The sequence below is a fragment of the Mycobacterium venezuelense genome, assembly GCF_054919535.1.
This window is the reverse complement of the sequence record NZ_JBONDW010000002.1, coordinates 270067-286354: the sequence shown is the minus strand read 5'-3', so window position 1 is coordinate 286354 and position 16288 is coordinate 270067. Positions and strand designations below refer to the sequence as shown.

The following is a 16288-nucleotide window of genomic DNA, read 5'->3' as shown; positions in this document are numbered from 1 at the left end:
GATTAGACCGATCGGTCAGATTCTGGCAAGGGTCTCGTGAAACTCAGCGGATGGCGCGGCGATTCAGTTGCCGGGCACCGAGGATCAGCATGAACACGATGATCGATCCGACCACGCCCACGCCTACCCGCACCGGCAGCGCATCGGCAGGCGGGATCACCCCGGCGGCCTGAGCTGCCGATGGCTCTTCGGGTTCGGGCGGTTTCAATGACGGATCGGGGTCGACGAGCGTGCCGACCTTGGTGCCCGGCGCGGTCGCGAAACCGTAATCGAGAAGGCGGGCAGCCTGCTCCCACGGCGCGATCGGCACGCGGGTGCCTCTCAGCAGCACCGCGACCAGGCGCCGGCCGTCGCGTTCGGCGGCCCCGACGAACGTCTGCCCGGCATCGTCGGTGTAACCCGTCTTGCCGCCCAGTGCGCCCGGATAGTTGTAGAGCAGCTTGACGTCGTTCTCGACCGGATACGGCGGATTGCCGTCGCGCCCAGGGAAATCGAACGACTTCGTGGCGACGATGTCGGCGAACACCGGGTTCTGCCAGGCATAGCGGTAGAACAGCGCGATGTCGTAGGCCGAGGTGCTCATCCCGGGACCGTCGAGACCCGAAGGGGTGGCGGCGCGGGTGTCGCGCCCGCCGAGCTTGCCCGCGAGGACGTTTATCTTCTGCATGGCGGTGTCCATGCCGCCGAGCTGGGCAGCCAGGGCGTGGGCGGCGTCGTTGCCCGAGTGCATCAGCAGACCGTGCAGCAGGTCGTTGATCGTGTACTGGCCGCCCGGGCCGACACCCACGCGGGTGCCCTCGGAGTTGGCGTCGTCCTGAGTGCCGGCCACGCGCTTGTTGAGGTTCAGTTCGTTGAGGGCCGCCATGGCCACCAGGACCTTGATGACGCTGGCGGGGCGGTGACGGCCGTGCGGATCCTTGGCGGCGATGACTTCACCGGTGTCGAGGTCGGCGACCACCCACGCTTCGGCGGAGACGTCGTTGGGTAGCGGCGGGGTGTCGGCCGCAGTGATGACGCCGCAACCTGACAGTGCTTCGCCGCCAACGGTCTTGACGGGTACCGGCAGTGGCCCGGGAGTGGGATCGCCCGGTTTGGGCACTTCGGACGCGTCGACCGCGGGGGGAGTGGTCACGCGGTACGGGCAGTCGGGGGCCGGGTCGGCACCAGCCGCGCCGGCACCCGTCAACGCCGGACCGGCAAGCATCGCCAGTGCCGCGAGCGCGCCCAGTCCACGCTGTGAAGTCCTCCGCAAGGTCGCCATCGTGTCCGAAGGTTAGGCGATCCGGTGCAGTTTTCCGGTTTGCCACGCTGTGACTGGTGTGGCTGATGTTAAAAGTGGGTACGACGCATGGGCCCCTCGCGCCGGCTGGACGAGGGCCACGAATCCGCGGATTCAGACGGATGAAGACCGCGACGCGGACAATCGCGTTTGCGATGGCAGTTCGCCGAACATGGCGCGGTATCGTGCCGCCATCCGGCCGAGCTCGCTGATACCCCACCGGTTGGATATCTCGGCCACGGTGGCCCCCTGGCCATGTGCGAGCAGGTCCGAACGGATGCGATGCAGACGCATCCGGGCGATGTACGAGTGCGGGGACTCGCCGATGGTTTCAACGAAGGACCGTGCCAGGGTCCGTCGGGACACGCCCGCGAGCCGTGCGAGGCCCTCGGTATCGAGGCGGTTGTCGAGGTTCTGGTCGATGTGCGTCCGTATCGACTCAACGATTCTCTGCCGATGCCGCAGTGTGTAGGCAACCAGTGGCGCCGGGTGCTGCGCGAAGTGGCCGATGAAGGCGGCGACGATGTCGGCGAACGCGGCGGAGTCCAGTTGGGTGCGGTCGTCACCGCGGTGCAGGCGCGCCAGGAATGAGGAAATCGTGGTGAGGTGAGCCCGCGCCAAAGGTGCCGGGTGAATACCGGTACGCCGGAAAGTGCTGAGCGAGAGATCGATTCCGAAACGTTCGGCCTCGCTGTGCAGGGTTTGCTCGGGCAGCGTCACGACGGCGTAGAGGGAGTTGACGTCATGGAATGCCTCTTGCTCGTCGCCGGGGCGAAACATCGTCACGACCCCCGAATCGATCTCCCGCAGCAGGAGTCGATTCCTGGGCGGAATCTGCAGGCCGACGGCGATCGACAGACCCTCGTCGGACAACGGCCCGCGGATCTGCACCCGGCTGTCGAAGCGTCCCGAACTCAGCGCGACTCCGCCGTCGACTGCGTGAATCAGGCTGCCGCGGGGCGATTCACGAGACATCTGGAATGCGCTCAGCCCGGCATTGTTGACCGCGTCGCTCAGATCCTCGAGCTGCGTGATCCGCGTGCGCACGAGCGGCACGTCCATGAAGCCGAAGTGTAGAACCTTGCCTGCCTGTCCCAATCTGCATAGACGACATTTTCTCGGTGCGTTGCGATCAATCTTGCCAATCGCAGTTCGCACGGAATGGCTCTCGATGGATCTCACTGAAGACGAGTGGCGGAACTGGAAGCGCTTCGGCGAATCGGCCGAGCTGCTGTACCGGGAGATCAACGCCGCGCTGAATGCCGAGTACGACCTCTCGGTTCCGGATGTGCATCTACTCAGTCTGCTGCATTCAGAATCACGTCGGTGTGCCCGAATGGGTGCTCTGGCAGAAGCTTTGGTTGTCGCCCCCAGCCGCCTGACGTGGCAGGTCGGCCGGTTGGAGGGGCGAGGTCTGGTGCGAAGGTTTCGCAGCGGCAGAGACAGGCGGGTGGTCCTGGTCGGCATCACGCGACAAGGACAGGAGCACTTGGGACCCGTGCTGCGGACGTACTCCCTGCTGGTGCGCCAGCGCTTTCTCGGGCCGTTGACGCGAGACCAGATGACGGCAGTGGGGGACAGTGCCAGGCGGGTCGCAGATGCGCTGAAAGACGGAGCCCCTAGCGGTCCAATTCGGCATACGCGAGTGCCGGATACTCGATCGTCGACATCCACAGCCGGCCAGCCGCCTCGCACACGCCGGTGACGACGCCGAACTGCGGGTGCTTGCATCGGATACCGCTGACCGCCGCACCAGTATCGGCGTCGAACGCGACCACCCAGACCTGGGATTTGATTCGGGGCTGCAGTGCTTCCGGCAGCCGCCAGATGAGCTGGCGCAGCAGGGGAGAGCGGGGTGCGAGCTTCTCGGCGGCCGGATTGATCGGGCTCACCAGGGCGACCCAGATGCGGCCGTCGGATCCGGTGGAGATGTTGTCGGGCATGCCGGGCAGGTTCACCGCCAGGGGCGTGATGGTGCCGGCTTGCGGGCCGGCCAGCCAGTACTTGGACAGCCGGCGGCCCTGGGTCTCGGCGAACACGAGCGCCGATTCATCGGCGGTCGCCGTGACGCCGTTCGTGAAGTACAGACCGTCGGCAAGCGTGGTCACCGTGCCGTCGGCGCCAAGGCGGAACAGGCTGCCGCTACCGCGAGCCTCCAGGACGGCGGCGGCGAAATGCTCGTAGCGAAAACGGCTCGTCGACTCGGTGAAATAGATTGTCCCGTCCGATGTTTCGGCCACATTCGAGCAGAACATCAGCGGGCGGCCCTGCACAGATTCCACCAGTGTGGACAGCGTGCCATCAGCGGGATCAAGCGCAAGCAGCCCGCGGTGGCTGTCGCAGATCAACACGCGCCAGTCGCGGGCGACGTGCATGCCGAGCGGCCGGCCACCGGTTTCGGCGACGACGGTGGCGGCACCGTCGGGGGCGACCCGCACAATGCGTCCGTCGACCAACCCCGTCCACAAGTACCCGTCAGCATCGGCGACGACGTCTTCGGGTCCGTCCCCTGGCATCGGCACTATCGCCAGCTCGGCCGGCCCGAACGAGGGAAGTTCGTCGACGGGCGGTGGCGTCCAGCGGACGGGGTCGATCGGCGGTTTGCGTGACACGCCGATGACGCTACGCCCGAAAAACGCACACGAAATGAGAACGGCCGGGCGGATTCCCGCCCGGCCGTCCTGACATCTCGTCCTTACAACAGCTTGCCCGCTTCGCTGAGCACGCCGTGCAGGATGTCGTAGATGGCGTCGAACTCGGCCTGCCCGCTGATCAGCGGCGGCGCGAGCTGCACGACTGGGTCGCCACGGTCGTCGGCGCGGCAATACAAGCCGGCCTCCCACAGCGCGGGCGTGAGGAAGCCACGCAGCAGCCGCTCGGACTCTTCGTCGTTGAACGTCTCCTTGGTGGTTTTGTCCTTGACCAGCTCGATGCCGTAGAAGAAGCCCTCGCCGCGCACGTCGCCGACGATCGGCAGGTCGTAGAGCTTCTCCAGCGTGGACTTGAACGCCGGCGCCATGGTCTTGACGTGGTCGTTGAGGCCTTCACGCTCGAAGATGTCGAGGTTGGCCAGCGCGACCGCCGACGAAACCGGGTGCCCGCCAAAGGTGTAGCCGTGGCCGAAGGTGGTCTTGCCGTCGTTGAACGGCTCGAACAGCCGGTCGCTGGCGACCATCGCACCGAGCGGCGAGTAGCCAGAGGTGAGGCCCTTGGCGCTGGTGATGATGTCGGGGACATAGCCGAAGTCGTTGCACGCGAACATCGAACCGATGCGGCCGTAGGCGCAGATCACCTCGTCCGACACCAGCAGCACGTCGTACTCGTCGCAGATCTCGCGGACCCGCTCGAAGTATCCGGGCGGCGGCGGGAAGCAGCCACCGGCGTTCTGCACAGGCTCCAGGAACACCGCGGCGACGGTGTCGGGCCCCTCGAACTCGATGGCCTCGGCGATGCGGTCGGCGCAGTAGCGGCCGAACGCCTTCTCGTCGTGCGCGTATTCCTGAGGGGCGCGGTAGAAGTTGGTGTTCGGCGCCCGGAACCCACCGGGGGTCAGCGGCTCGAACGGGGCCTTGAAGGCCGGGATTCCGGTGATGGCGAGTGCGCCCTGCGGCGTGCCGTGATAGGCGATCGAGCGCGAAACCACCTTGTGCTTACCGGGTTTGCCGGTCAGCTTGAAGTACTGCTTGGCCAGCTTCCATGCACTTTCGACGGCCTCGCCGCCCCCGGTGGTGAAGAAGACCCGGTTGAGGTCACCCGGCGCGAATGAAGCGACGCGCTCGGCCAACTCGATGGCAGGCGGGGTCGCATAGGACCACAGCGGGAAGAAGGACAGTGTCTCGGCCTGCTTGGCGGCGGCCTCGGCGAGTTCCTTGCGGCCGTGACCCACCTGGACGACGAACAGCCCGGACAGGCCGTCGATGTAGCTCTTGCCCCTGTCGTCGAAAATCCGTACGCCCTCGCCGCGGGTGATGATCGGCGGGGTGATGCCTTCCCCGTGCCGGGCGAAATGGCCCCACAGGTGGCGGTTTGCCTTGGCGCCCAAATCTGTGGACGTTGCTTCAGTGATATCTACGCTAGTCATCGCGTTCCCCAATTGTATTGCTGCTTAACAAGTTTCAAGTAAACAAGGGTTTCGGTGGATATCACTCCCGGTAATGCACGTATTTCGGTGTTGAGTAGCTCGAGCAGGCTGTCGTCGTCTTCGCAGACCACTTCGCAGATAGCGTCGAAGGAACCCGCGGTCAGCACGACGTAATCGACCTGATCGATGTGAGCGAGCTTTTCGGCCAGCTTGGTGGTGTCGCCGGTGCAGCGGATGCCGATCATCGCCTGACGCGCGAATCCCAACTGCATCGGATCGGTGACGGCAACGATCTGCATGACACCGGCGTCCACCATCCGCTGCACGCGTTGGCGCACCGCGGCCTCGGACAGGCCGACGGCCTTGCCGATACCGGCATAGGAACGACGGCCGTCCTGCTGCAGCTTCTCGATGATCGACTTCGACAGCTCATCGAGCTGGAAGGCGCCCGGTCGAGAGTGGTTCACGCGCAAGGGGACGGGTGCCAGCTCGTGACCATCAGGGTTGGTCATGCACCGATTGTGCACGGAATCCGTCGTTTAGGGCAACCGTATCGATGAAATCGTTTGTTTCAGGCCGCTTACGCCGTTGGAATACGTAGCCGAACCCTTGAAGTATCGGTTAGCGTTGGGCCATGAGTGTGGCGGTGAATGTTGCGAGCAGTTGGATCAATGGTGCCCCGGCGTCGACCAGTGGGCCCACCCATTCCATCATCGATCCGGCGACCGGTGACACGGTTGCCGAATATGCGTTGGGTACGCCTGCCGATGTGGACAGTGCGGTAGCCGCGGCCCGGTCCGCATTGCCGGGATGGTCGTCTGCAACGCCTGCCGAGCGGTCGGCGGTGCTGGCCAAACTCGCCAAACTCGCCGACGAGAACGCCGACCAGCTGGTCGCCGAAGAGGTCAGCCAGACCGGTAAGCCCGTGCGGTTGGCATCGGAATTCGATGTACCTGGCAGCGTCGACAACATCGATTTCTTCGCAGGCGCAGCCCGCCATCTGGAGGGCAAGGCGACCGCGGAGTACTCGGGCGACCACACGTCGAGCATCCGGCGCGAGGCCGTCGGCGTCGTCGCAACCATCACGCCCTGGAACTACCCGCTGCAGATGGCGGTGTGGAAGGTCATCCCCGCGCTGGCGGCCGGTTGTTCGGTGGTGATCAAGCCGGCCGAGATCACGCCCTTGACCACGCTCACGCTGGCCCGGCTGGCCACCGAGGCGGGGCTGCCCGATGGCGTCTTCAACGTCGTGGCCGGGGCCGGCTCCGACGTCGGAACCGCCCTGGCCGGGCACCGCGACGTCGACGTGGTGACCTTCACCGGGTCGACGGCCGTCGGCCGCAAGGTCATGGCCGCTGCGGCCGTGCACGGGCACCGCACCCAGCTTGAGCTGGGCGGCAAGGCGCCGTTCGTCGTGTTCGACGACGCCGATCTCGATGCCGCGATCCAGGGCGCGGTGGCCGGGGCGCTGATCAACACCGGCCAGGACTGCACGGCGGCCACCCGTGCCATCGTCTCCCGCGACCTCTACGACGACTTCGTCGCGGGCGTCGCCGAAGTGATGAGCAAGGTCGTGGTCGGCGATCCGCATGACCCCGACACCGACCTCGGGCCGTTGATCACCGCCGCGCATCGCGACAAGGTAGCGGGCATGGTGGCGCGCGCGCCGCAAGAGGGCGGGCGCATCGTGACCGGCGGTGAGGCGCCGGCTCTGCCCGGGTCGTTCTACCGGCCGACCCTGATCGCCGATGTTGGGGAATCCTCCGAGGTGTACCGCGACGAGATCTTCGGTCCGGTGTTGACGGTGCGTCCGTTCACCGACGACGACGACGCGATCCGCCAGGCCAATGACACCGTGTACGGTCTCGCGGCCTCGGCCTGGACCCGCGATGTGTACCGCGCGCAGCGGGCGTCGCGTGAGATCAACGCCGGCTGTGTGTGGATCAACGACCACATCCCGATCATCAGCGAGATGCCGCACGGCGGCGTCGGCGCGTCCGGGTTCGGAAAAGACATGAGTGATTACTCGTTCGAGGAGTACCTCACCATCAAGCACGTCATGAGCGATATCACCGGCGTGGCCGAAAAGGATTGGCACCGTACGGTGTTCACGCGTCGGTCCTGATCGCTCTTGCAGCCCGGAGTTGAGCCGTATATAACTGCCGGGAGGGTTTTGTGGCATTAAACACAGCTACCAAGGACAAGGTATGAGTTTGTACGCAGTAATCGACCCGGCGACCGGCGACGTGGTGCGCGAGTACCCGACGGCCACCGACGAGCAGATCGAGCAGGCGCTGGCCGCGGCCGCCAAGGCCCACCGGGAATGGTCGAAGAATTCGACGGTGACCGAGCGCGCCGCACTGATCACGCAGGTGGCCAAGCTTCACGTCGAGCGCAGGGAAGAGCTCGCCGCGATCATTCAGCGTGAGATGGGCAAGCCGCTGGAGCAGGCGCTCGGCGAGGTGGATTTCAGCGCAGCGATCTACGAGTACTACGCCGACAACGCCGAGAAGTTCCTCGCCGACGAGCCGATCGACCTGCTCGACGGTGAAGGCAGTGCGTTGATCCGGCGCAGCTCGGTCGGCGTACTGCTGGGCATCATGCCGTGGAACTACCCGTACTACCAGGTGGCGCGGTTCGCCGGGCCCAACCTGACGCTGGGCAACACCATCGTGCTCAAGCACGCCCCGCAGTGTCCCGAATCGGCCGCCGCGATCCAGCAGATCTTCGACGACGCCGGGTTCCCCGAAGGTGCCTACGTCAACGTGTACGCCACCAACGAGCAGATCGCCGACGCGATCGCCGACCCGCGCGTGCAGGGCGTTTCGCTCACCGGTTCGGAGCGGGCCGGTGCGGCGGTGGCCGAGATCGCCGGGCGCAACCTCAAGAAGGTCGTTCTTGAGCTGGGCGGTTCGGATCCGTTCATCGTGTTGTCCACCGACGACCTCGACGCCACCGTTGAGGCAGCTGTCGCGGGCCGGTTCGAGAACACGGGCCAGGCATGCAACGCCGCCAAGCGGTTCATCGTCGCGTCCGACATCTACGACGAGTTCCTGACCAAGTTCACCGACAAGGTGCTCGCGCAGGCCGATGGACTCGCGCCGCTGTCGTCGGTGGCCGCCGCCGAACGGCTGGCCGATCAGGTCGACCGCGCCGTGGCCGACGGCGCCAAGCTCGTGAAAGCGGGGGAGCGCAAGGGCGCCTACTTCCCGCCGGGCGTGCTGACCGAGGTCTCCACCGACTCGCCGTCCTACCGCGAGGAACTGTTCGGCCCGGTCGCGACGGTCTACAAGGTGGAGTCCGAAGAGCAGGCCGTCGAACTGGCCAACGACACCCCGTTCGGTCTCGGTTCCTACGTGTTCACGACCGACGACGAGCAGGCCGCGCGGGTCGCCGATCGTATCGACGCCGGCATGGTGTTCGTGAACGTCGTCGGTGCCGACGGTGTCGAGCTGCCGTTCGGCGGGGTCAAGCGCTCCGGCTTCGGCCGCGAGCTCGGCCGCTTCGGCATCGACGAGTTCGTCAACAAGAAGCTCATCCGCCGGGGGTAGACGGGCTACCTAGACTTGCGCCATGACCGCGAGCGCTCGGGTCGGTGAGTTCGAAGACCTACGGCCGCATCTGTTGGCCGTGGCCTATCGGCTCACCGGCACATTCGCCGACGCCGAGGACATCGTGCAAGATGCCTGGATCCGGTGGGAGGCCAACCGCGGGGAGATCAACGATCTTCGCGCCTGGCTGACGACCGTGGTGAGCAGGCTCGGCTTGGACCGGCTCAGGTCGGCCACGCACCGGCGGGAAACGTACGTCGGTGAGTGGCTGCCCGAGCCGGTCGTCACCGGGTTCGACGGCAATGACCCCTTGGCGGCAGTGGTCGCCGGGGAGGACGCCCGCTTCGCCGCCATGGTGGTGCTGGAACGCCTGACCCCCGACCAGCGCGTGGCGTTCGTCTTGCACGACGGCTTCGGTGTGCCGTTCTCCGAGATCGCCGACGTGCTCGGTGTCAGCGCAGCATCCGCCCGGCAACTGGCGTCGCGGGCCCGCCGCGCGGCGGCCGACACCCCGCCGCCGGTTACCGACGACACGCACAACGAAGTAGCCGGCGCGCTCATGGCGGCCCTGGCTGCCGGTGACATGGAAGGCGTTGTGCGCCTTCTGCATCCGGACGTCACCTTCACCGGCGACTCCAACCGCCGTGCGCCGACGGCGCCACGCGTCATCAACGGGCCCGAAAAGGTCGCCCGGTTCCTGTTCTCGCTCGCCCGCCGCTACGGTCCCAACTGGCTGGCCGGCACTCAGATGGTTCTGGTCAACGGCGAGTTGGGCGCATACACACCGGGCGCGCCGCCCGTCGACGGCTATCCGGAACTGATGCCGCGCATCACGGCGATGACCGTCCGCGACGGAAAAGTCTGTGCCGTATGGGACATCGCCAACCCCGACAAGTTCACCGGCTCACCGCTGCGCGGAGAATCGACATGATGCCGACCGATCCGGGCAATCTCGGCCAGACGTTCGGCAGGTTCATGTTCCGCGGCATGGACAAGATGCGTCACCGCGACGCCTTCGACATCGGTGCGCCGACAGCGGAGGATTTCACGGGCTTCGACCGCTACCGCCAGATCGTGTTGGTGACGTACAAGAAATCCGGCGAGGCCGTCCCGAGCCCCATCAACCACGGTGTCGCCGACGGCAAGCTCTACGTCCGCACCGACGCGTCCACCGCCAAGGTCAAGCGCATCCGTAACAATCCCAATGTGCTTGTGGTGGGCAGCAATCTACGGGGCAAGCCCAGTGGCCCGGTGGTCGCCGGCGTCGCGCGCATCCTGCCCGAGGCCCAACACGCGCACGCCGACGCCGTCATCGCCGCCAACTGGAGCCTGCCCATGAAGCTGTTCGAGCGGAGCCTCGACCAGGGCAGTCAAAGATTCGGTGTCACAATGGCATTCATCGAGATCACGCCTGCTCGGGCTGGTTGGCCCACGGAACCCGGCACGCATCCCCGGAGTTGAAGCCCTGCTCGGTGATGCCCAGCGCCGAGTACATCCGGGCCCGCATGTTCTCGGTACCGATCTGATAGGTCAGCTCGATCACGCCGTCGTCGCCGAACCGGCGGCGCAGATCAGCGACCTGCTCGTCGGTGATCGTGTGCGGATCCTTCGTCATGGCGTCGGCGTAGGCGATGGCAGCGCGCTCGTCGTCATTGAACAACGGAGACGTCGCGTAGTCGTCGATCGACTTCAAGCGGTCGACGTCGAGATTGTCGAGCCGCATGAGCATGGACCCGAAGTCCACACACCACGAGCAGCCGACCGTGCGGGCCGTCCAGAACACCGCCAGTTCACGCACGCTGGCCGGCAGTTTCTTCGAGCCACTCTGCAGCAGGCCTTCGTGGGCGGCGTTCGCGATCAGCAGCCGCGGGTGGTGGGCCGCCACGGTGAACGGTTCGGGCACCTCACCGAACTTGCGCTTGGCGAAGCGGTACATCATGCGGGTCATCAGGCCGGCTTGTTTGGGGGGCAGGGGTGCGATTCTTGGGGTCATACCTCTCTGACGAGACAGCCTCGCGATGTGTGACAGCCGAGCGTTGGCTTGTGTGCCAGATTTCGGCGGAATCTCGCACACAAGCCAACACTCGATGACGGGGAACCGGCGAGCAGCCCATCGCGTCCTAATTGCATGCCGTTTCTGGGTTCGGAGGCGTTGGCTGCGGGCAAGCTCAATCGCTACCAGCTGCGCACCCGATATGACCAGGTATTTCGCGACGTGTATGCCCCGCGCGGGACGACGCTCACAGCCGTCGACATGGCCGTCGCGGCATGGCTGTGGTCGGGGCGACGCGCAACGGTGGCCGGGTTGTCGGCTGCCGCGCTCCTTGGATCGAAGTGGATCGACGCCAAGCATCCCGCTGAGCTGAACCAATCGAGCCGATCGCAGCCGTCGGGCATCCGCATCCACAGTGACGCGCTCTGGGGCGATGAGACCTGCGTGGTCCGCGGCATCACCACGACTACACCGCATCGGACCGCGTTCGATCTGGGCAGGCGTCGCGGGTTGACCATGGCCGTCATTCGAGTGGATGCGCTGCTGCAGGCCACCGACCTGAAGATCGCTGATGTACAGCCACTTCTACAGCGCCACAAGGGAGTTCGCGGGCTCGCACAGTTAAGGCAGGTGCTCGACCTCGCTGACTACGGCGCCGAATCGCCGCAGGAGACCAAGCTCCGGTTGCTGTTCACCGAGCAGGGCATGCGACCCGACGAGACCCAGATCGAAGTGTTCGGGCACTGGGGTGAACTGGTGGGGCGCATCGATATGGGGTGGCCTGACTGGAAGGTCGGCGTGCAGTACGACGGTATTCAGCACTGGACCGACCCGAGACAGCGGACAAAGGACATCGACCAAGACGCGGAATATCGTGAGCTCGGCTGGACCATCGTCCGCGTCGGCAATGACCTGTTGCGCTATCGCCAACGCGCCATCATCGCCCGTACCCGCGCGGCTCTACGAGGCGCTGGAGCCCCCTACTGACGAGTGTTGGCTTGTGTTCGAGATTTTGACGGAACTTCGAACACAAGCCAACACTGAACAAAGACCTAGCGCGCGAACATCAACGCGCGCTTGACCTCCTGGATCGCCTGGGTCACCTGGATGCCACGCGGGCAGGCCTCGGTGCAGTTGAACGTGGTGCGGCAGCGCCACACACCGTCCACCTCGTTGAGGATGTCGAGCCGCTCGGCGGCCGCCTCGTCACGCGAGTCGAAGATGAACCGGTGCGCGTTGACGATCGCGGCCGGGCCGAAGTAGGACCCCTCGCTCCAGTACACCGGGCAGCTCGTGGTGCAGCACGCACACAGGATGCACTTGGTGGTGTCGTCGTAGCGGGCCCGGTCGGTCGGGCTCTGGATGCGCTCCTTGGTTGGCGCGTTGCCGCTGGTCACCAGGAACGGCTTCACCGCACGGTAGGCGTCGAAGAACGGCTCCATGTCCACCACGAGGTCCTTCTCCACGGGCAGGCCGCGGATGGGCTCGATGGTGATGGTCAGCTGCTTGCCTGCCTTCTTGGGCAGCATGTCGCGCATGAGCACCTTGCAGGCCAGCCGGTTGACGCCGTTGATCCGCATGGCGTCCGACCCGCACACGCCGTGCGCACAGGATCGCCGGAAAGTCAGCGTGCCGTCCAGGTACCACTTCACGTAGTGCAGCAGGTTGAGCAGCCGGTCGCTGGGCAGGCACGGCACGCGGAAGCTCTGCCAGCCTGCGGCATCCGGATCGTCGGGGTTGAAGCGGGCGATCTTCAGCGTGACCATGACCGCGCCATCGGGCACGGGCGGCAGCTCGGGATCGCCGGCTTCGGGCTTGTCTATGACGGGTGCGCTCATCAGTACTTACGCTCCATCGGCTCGTAGCGCGTCTGGACCACGGGCTTGTAGTCCAGCCGGATGTCGGACAGCAGGTCGGTGCCCTGCTTGTAGGCCATGGTGTGGCGCATGTAGTTGGTGTCGTCGCGGTTGGGGTAGTCCTCGCGGGCGTGGCCGCCGCGGGACTCCTTGCGGTTGAGCGCACCGACGACGGTCACCTCGGCCAGCTCGAGCAGGAAGCCGAGCTCGATGGCCTCGAGCAGGTCGCTGTTGTAGCGCTTGCCCTTGTCGTGCACGGTGATTCGGCTGTACCGCTCCTTGAGCGCATGGATGTCGGTCAGCGCCTGCTTCAGCGTCTCCTCGGTGCGGAACACCGCCGCGTTGTTGTCCATCGACTGCTGCAGCGCGGTGCGGATGTCGGCGACGCGCTCGTTGCCGTGCTCGGACAGGATGTCGCCGACCCAGCCGACCACCATCTCGGCCGGGTTCTCCGGCATGTCGACGAAGTTGTGGTTCTGGGCGTATTCGGCGGCGGCGATGCCGGCGCGACGGCCGAACACGTTGATGTCGAGCAGCGAGTTGGTGCCGAGGCGGTTGGATCCGTGCACCGACACACACGCGCATTCACCGGCGGCGTACAGGCCGGCGACGACGTTGGTGTTGTCGCGCAGCACCTGGCCGTGGACCGTGGTGGGGATACCGCCCATGACGTAGTGGCAGGTCGGGTAGACCGGCACCAGTTCGGTGACCGGGTCGACACCGAGGTAGGTGCGGGCGAACTCGGTGATGTCGGGCAGCTTGGCCTCGAGCACGTCCTCGCCGAGGTGGCGCACGTCGATGTAGACGTAGTCCTTGTTGGGCCCAGCCCCGCGGCCCTCGAGGACCTCAAGCACCATCGACCGGGCGACGATGTCGCGTGGCGCGAGGTCGACGATCGTGGGCGCGTAGCGCTCCATGAACCGCTCGCCCTCACCGTTGAGCAACCGGCCGCCCTCACCGCGCACGGCTTCGGAGATCAGGATGCCCAGGCCGGCCAGACCGGTCGGGTGGAACTGGTGAAACTCCATGTCTTCCAAGGGAAGTCCCTTGCGGAAGATGATGCCGAGGCCGTCACCGGTCAAGGTGTGGGCGTTGGACGTGGTCTTGTACATCCGGCCCGACCCGCCGGTGGCGAACACGATCGCCTTGGCGTGGAAGACGTGGATGTCACCGGTCGCCAGTTCATAGGCGATGACGCCGGTGGCGACCGGGCCCGCCGGGGTCTCGGTCAGCGCGATGTCGAGTGCGTAGAACTCGTTGAAGAACTGCACGTCGTGCTTGACGCAGTTTTGGTACAGCGTCTGCAGGATCATGTGGCCCGTGCGGTCTGCGGCGTAGCAGGCGCGGCGAACCGGCGCCTTGCCGTGGTCGCGGGTGTGCCCGCCGAAGCGGCGCTGGTCGATACGGCCCTCGGGGGTGCGGTTGAACGGCATCCCCATCTTCTCGAGGTCATAGACCGCGTCGATGGCCTCTCGGCACATGATCTCGACGGCGTCCTGGTCGGCGAGGTAGTCGCCGCCCTTGACGGTGTCGAAGGTGTGCCACTCCCAGTTGTCCTCTTCGACGTTGGCCAGTGCGGCACACATGCCGCCCTGCGCCGCGCCGGTGTGGGAGCGGGTGGGGTAGAGCTTGGTCAGCACCGCGGTGCGGGCGCGCGGTCCGGCCTCGACCGCGGCGCGCATGCCCGCGCCGCCGGCACCGACGATGACGACGTCGTAGCGATGTTCCTGAATCATTTGCCTAACCCCCGATGTTCGCGTCGAAGGTGACCAGGACGTAGGTGCCCAGCACCAATGTGAATCCGGTCGCCAGCAACAAGAGCGAGTTCAGCCAGAACTTGGTGGTGTTCTTGCGGGCGTAATCACCGATGATGGTGCGCATGCCGTTGGCGCCGTGCAGGTTCGCCAACCACAGCAGAGCCATGTCCCAGATCTGCCAGAACGGCGATGCCCACCGCTGCGCGACGTAATTGAAGTCGATCCGGTACACGCCGTCCTGCCACATCAGCATGACGAACAGGTGGCCGAGCGCCAGAAACACCAGTGCCACACCGGAGAACCGCATGAACAGCCAGGCGTACTTCTCGAAGTACGGAATGCCGCGCGGCTTGCGGGGGGCGCGAGGGTGATCGAGCGCGGCCGGGCGGTCGTGCTCACGTTCCATGACGGGGGCCGGGCGGCCCAGCCGGGATTCGCCGGCTCCTGGCGCGCTCACAGGAACCGCTCCACCATGTGCATGCCGATAACTCCCAGTGATGCGATGAGGACGACGAGGAAGACGCCGGCGACGACGGCCAGCATGTGCCGCTGGTAGCGCGGGCCCTGCTGCCAGAAGTCGATGAGGATGACGCGGATGCCGTTGAGCGCATGGAAGAGCACCGCGCCGACCAGGCCCATCTCCATAAGCCCGACGATCGGCGTCTTGTATGTCTCGATGACCGCGTTGTAAGCCTCTGGGCTCACCCGCACAAGTGCGGTATCAAGGACGTGGACGAACAAGAAAAAGAAAATGGTGGCACCGGTAATACGGTGCAGCACCCAGGACCACATTCCCGGATCACCGCGATAAAGGGTGCGCCGGCGTAGTTTCCTGGGTTGCGGAGCCGGTACCTCCGTTTGCGTACTCACTTGTCCCTCCAACGCCATCGGTGGACGTCTGGGACCGGTCTGTCGACTAGCCCCAAACCTCGGGGCGACTCTAAACCCATTTGTAGTACCGAACGAACTACGGTGGAGCGGTTCGGCCCGCTCAGCAGGGCAAAGTTAGGCTTACCTATCCTACTGCGCGGGTCGAAAATTGGTATTTTCGGAATGCATTCAGAACCGAGGTGGCGGTGCCGGTATGACCATCCAAATTGACTGGAATACCTTGCGACGCAAGGCTATTGAGGTATCTACGAGCGCCTATGCGCCATACTCGGGATTTCCGGTCGGTGCCGCGGCACTCGTCGACAATTCCCGGATCGTGACCGGATGCAATGTGGAGAATGTCTCATATGGCCTAGGTCTCTGTGCCGAGTGCGCTGTGGTCTGCGCCCTGCATTCCGGAGGTGGTGGCCGCCTCCTCGCGCTCACGTGTGTGGGCCCCGACGGCGGTCTGCTGATGCCATGCGGACGCTGCAGGCAGGTGTTACTCGAACACGGCGGGCCGGAGTTGCTCATCGACCATCCGCAGGGGCCGCGCCCGCTGCGCGAGCTGCTGCCCGATGCCTTCGGTCCGGACGACCTGGCGCGACGGTAAGGCCAAGCGGTTCAACGGCTCCGACGCTGGGTTACTGGCGAGTAGGGTCGCGGCGAAGCTACCCGCCGCCGGCCTGCCACACCTACCGCCGCGGCCGCACGTGCGCCGTTCGGTGACGCGCCGGAGTGGATGCGGCATGCTGGCTGGCGATGACGTCCATCGAGTCCTACCGACGCGGCGGAAGGCCTGCCGGAGGTGACGTGTCGCCGGATCGCACGGGCGACGATTTCGATGGGCCGTGCGGGCAGTGCTGATGGGCCTTACCGCCGAGTTGAGAAAGTAGGATCC

Annotated in this window: 17 protein-coding genes; 7 read left to right on the top strand and 10 right to left on the bottom strand. The window is 65.7% G+C overall.

The features are described from left to right. Positions 1–43: 43 nt before the first annotated feature. Positions 44–1261, bottom strand: coding sequence for a D-alanyl-D-alanine carboxypeptidase family protein (locus tag ACRCUN_RS04090; protein ID WP_462140382.1), 1218 nt, complete (start codon positions 1259–1261; stop codon positions 44–46). A gap of 132 nt (positions 1262–1393) precedes the next feature. Then, entirely contained in the window at positions 1394–2527 is a 1134-nt protein-coding gene (locus tag ACRCUN_RS04085; RefSeq protein ID WP_462140381.1) for an AraC family transcriptional regulator, read from the bottom strand. Between ACRCUN_RS04085 and ACRCUN_RS04080 the strand changes: the two genes are divergently transcribed. Further along, the gene (locus ACRCUN_RS04080) at positions 2451–2984 is read left to right on the top strand and encodes a MarR family winged helix-turn-helix transcriptional regulator (RefSeq protein ID WP_462140380.1); all 534 of its coding nucleotides are present in this window, start codon (positions 2451–2453) and stop codon (positions 2982–2984) included. The genes ACRCUN_RS04085 and ACRCUN_RS04080 overlap by 77 nt on opposite strands. On the opposite strand, the gene ACRCUN_RS04075 is transcribed toward ACRCUN_RS04080, so the two are convergent. From ACRCUN_RS04075 to ACRCUN_RS04065, 3 genes are all read right to left on the bottom strand, one after another. Beyond that, positions 2899–3891: an SMP-30/gluconolactonase/LRE family protein gene (locus ACRCUN_RS04075; RefSeq protein WP_462140379.1), complete on the bottom strand. Its 993-nt coding sequence runs from the start codon at positions 3889–3891 to the stop codon at positions 2899–2901. The two genes, ACRCUN_RS04080 and ACRCUN_RS04075, sit on opposite strands and share 86 nt — an antisense overlap. An 83-nt stretch (positions 3892–3974) precedes the next feature. After that, positions 3975–5360 (bottom strand): aspartate aminotransferase family protein, encoded by a 1386-nt coding sequence (locus ACRCUN_RS04070; RefSeq protein WP_462140378.1) that lies wholly within the window; start codon positions 5358–5360, stop codon positions 3975–3977. Beyond that, a complete protein-coding gene (locus tag ACRCUN_RS04065) occupies positions 5357–5872 on the bottom strand; it encodes an Lrp/AsnC family transcriptional regulator (protein WP_462140377.1) in 516 nt (171 codons plus the stop codon). Before ACRCUN_RS04065 ends, ACRCUN_RS04070 begins: the two co-directional genes overlap by 4 nt. 122 nt (positions 5873–5994) lie before the next feature. Here ACRCUN_RS04065 and ACRCUN_RS04060 point away from each other — a divergent pair, with 122 nt between their 5' ends. The 4 genes from ACRCUN_RS04060 (at position 5995) to ACRCUN_RS04045 (ending at position 10372) form a co-directional block, all read left to right on the top strand. Beyond that, the gene (locus ACRCUN_RS04060; protein WP_462140376.1) at positions 5995–7485 is read left to right on the top strand and encodes a gamma-aminobutyraldehyde dehydrogenase; all 1491 of its coding nucleotides are present in this window, start codon (positions 5995–5997) and stop codon (positions 7483–7485) included. Between the two features lie 82 nt (positions 7486–7567). Continuing rightward, on the top strand, positions 7568–8911 hold the full coding sequence (locus ACRCUN_RS04055; RefSeq protein WP_462140375.1) for an NAD-dependent succinate-semialdehyde dehydrogenase: 1344 nt from the start codon (positions 7568–7570) through the stop codon (positions 8909–8911). A gap of 22 nt (positions 8912–8933) precedes the next feature. Next, positions 8934–9842, top strand: a complete 909-nt coding sequence (locus ACRCUN_RS04050) for a sigma-70 family RNA polymerase sigma factor (protein ID WP_462140374.1) — start codon at positions 8934–8936, stop codon at positions 9840–9842. Beyond that, on the top strand, positions 9842–10372 hold the full coding sequence (locus ACRCUN_RS04045) for a PPOX class F420-dependent oxidoreductase (protein ID WP_462140373.1): 531 nt from the start codon (positions 9842–9844) through the stop codon (positions 10370–10372). Before ACRCUN_RS04050 ends, ACRCUN_RS04045 begins: the two co-directional genes overlap by 1 nt. On the opposite strand, the gene ACRCUN_RS04040 is transcribed toward ACRCUN_RS04045, so the two are convergent. After that, positions 10317–10904, bottom strand: coding sequence for a carboxymuconolactone decarboxylase family protein (locus tag ACRCUN_RS04040; protein WP_462140372.1), 588 nt, complete (start codon positions 10902–10904; stop codon positions 10317–10319). The genes ACRCUN_RS04045 and ACRCUN_RS04040 overlap by 56 nt on opposite strands. Positions 10905–11039: 135 nt before the next feature. On the opposite strand from ACRCUN_RS04040, the gene ACRCUN_RS04035 reads away from it, so the two are divergent. Then, positions 11040–11891, top strand: coding sequence for a putative endonuclease domain-containing protein (locus ACRCUN_RS04035; RefSeq protein WP_462140371.1), 852 nt, complete (start codon positions 11040–11042; stop codon positions 11889–11891). Between the two features lie 65 nt (positions 11892–11956). On the opposite strand, the gene ACRCUN_RS04030 is transcribed toward ACRCUN_RS04035, so the two are convergent. Genes ACRCUN_RS04030 through sdhC form a run of 4 tightly spaced genes read right to left on the bottom strand, consistent with a single transcriptional unit; the run spans position 11957 to position 15309 of the window. Then, positions 11957–12742 carry a succinate dehydrogenase iron-sulfur subunit gene (locus ACRCUN_RS04030; RefSeq protein WP_462140370.1) on the bottom strand — a complete coding sequence of 262 codons (786 nt, stop codon included), beginning with the start codon at positions 12740–12742 and terminating at the stop codon, positions 11957–11959. Continuing rightward, on the bottom strand, positions 12742–14496 hold the full coding sequence (gene sdhA, locus ACRCUN_RS04025; protein WP_462140369.1) for a succinate dehydrogenase flavoprotein subunit: 1755 nt from the start codon (positions 14494–14496) through the stop codon (positions 12742–12744). Before sdhA ends, ACRCUN_RS04030 begins: the two co-directional genes overlap by 1 nt. Before the next feature lie 4 nt (positions 14497–14500). Beyond that, a complete protein-coding gene (locus tag ACRCUN_RS04020) occupies positions 14501–14923 on the bottom strand; it encodes a succinate dehydrogenase hydrophobic membrane anchor subunit (protein ID WP_275082853.1) in 423 nt (140 codons plus the stop codon). Positions 14924–14970: 47 nt separating this feature from the next. Then, the gene (gene sdhC / locus ACRCUN_RS04015) at positions 14971–15309 is read right to left on the bottom strand and encodes a succinate dehydrogenase, cytochrome b556 subunit (RefSeq protein WP_067843028.1); all 339 of its coding nucleotides are present in this window, start codon (positions 15307–15309) and stop codon (positions 14971–14973) included. Positions 15310–15601: 292 nt separating this feature from the next. On the opposite strand from sdhC, the gene ACRCUN_RS04010 reads away from it, so the two are divergent. Beyond that, entirely contained in the window at positions 15602–16000 is a 399-nt protein-coding gene (locus tag ACRCUN_RS04010; protein ID WP_462140368.1) for a cytidine deaminase, read from the top strand. Positions 16001–16288: the final 288 nt, after the last annotated feature.

Coding starts and splice junctions, on each gene's coding strand:
- ACRCUN_RS04090 (WP_462140382.1), bottom strand. CDS start 1,261: ATGGCGACCTTGCGGAGGACTTCACAGCGTGGACTGGGCGCGCTCGCG.
- ACRCUN_RS04080 (WP_462140380.1), top strand. CDS start 2,451: ATGGATCTCACTGAAGACGAGTGGCGGAACTGGAAGCGCTTCGGCGAA.
- ACRCUN_RS04070 (WP_462140378.1), bottom strand. CDS start 5,360: ATGACTAGCGTAGATATCACTGAAGCAACGTCCACAGATTTGGGCGCC.
- ACRCUN_RS04065 (WP_462140377.1), bottom strand. CDS start 5,872: ATGACCAACCCTGATGGTCACGAGCTGGCACCCGTCCCCTTGCGCGTG.
- ACRCUN_RS04060 (WP_462140376.1), top strand. CDS start 5,995: ATGAGTGTGGCGGTGAATGTTGCGAGCAGTTGGATCAATGGTGCCCCG.
- ACRCUN_RS04055 (WP_462140375.1), top strand. CDS start 7,568: ATGAGTTTGTACGCAGTAATCGACCCGGCGACCGGCGACGTGGTGCGC.
- ACRCUN_RS04050 (WP_462140374.1), top strand. CDS start 8,934: ATGACCGCGAGCGCTCGGGTCGGTGAGTTCGAAGACCTACGGCCGCAT.
- ACRCUN_RS04045 (WP_462140373.1), top strand. CDS start 9,842: ATGCCGACCGATCCGGGCAATCTCGGCCAGACGTTCGGCAGGTTCATG.
- ACRCUN_RS04040 (WP_462140372.1), bottom strand. CDS start 10,904: ATGACCCCAAGAATCGCACCCCTGCCCCCCAAACAAGCCGGCCTGATG.
- ACRCUN_RS04035 (WP_462140371.1), top strand. CDS start 11,040: ATGCCGTTTCTGGGTTCGGAGGCGTTGGCTGCGGGCAAGCTCAATCGC.
- ACRCUN_RS04030 (WP_462140370.1), bottom strand. CDS start 12,742: ATGAGCGCACCCGTCATAGACAAGCCCGAAGCCGGCGATCCCGAGCTG.
- sdhA (WP_462140369.1), bottom strand. CDS start 14,496: ATGATTCAGGAACATCGCTACGACGTCGTCATCGTCGGTGCCGGCGGC.
- ACRCUN_RS04020 (WP_275082853.1), bottom strand. CDS start 14,923: ATGGAACGTGAGCACGACCGCCCGGCCGCGCTCGATCACCCTCGCGCC.
- sdhC (WP_067843028.1), bottom strand. CDS start 15,309: ATGTGGTCCTGGGTGCTGCACCGTATTACCGGTGCCACCATTTTCTTT.
- ACRCUN_RS04010 (WP_462140368.1), top strand. CDS start 15,602: ATGACCATCCAAATTGACTGGAATACCTTGCGACGCAAGGCTATTGAG.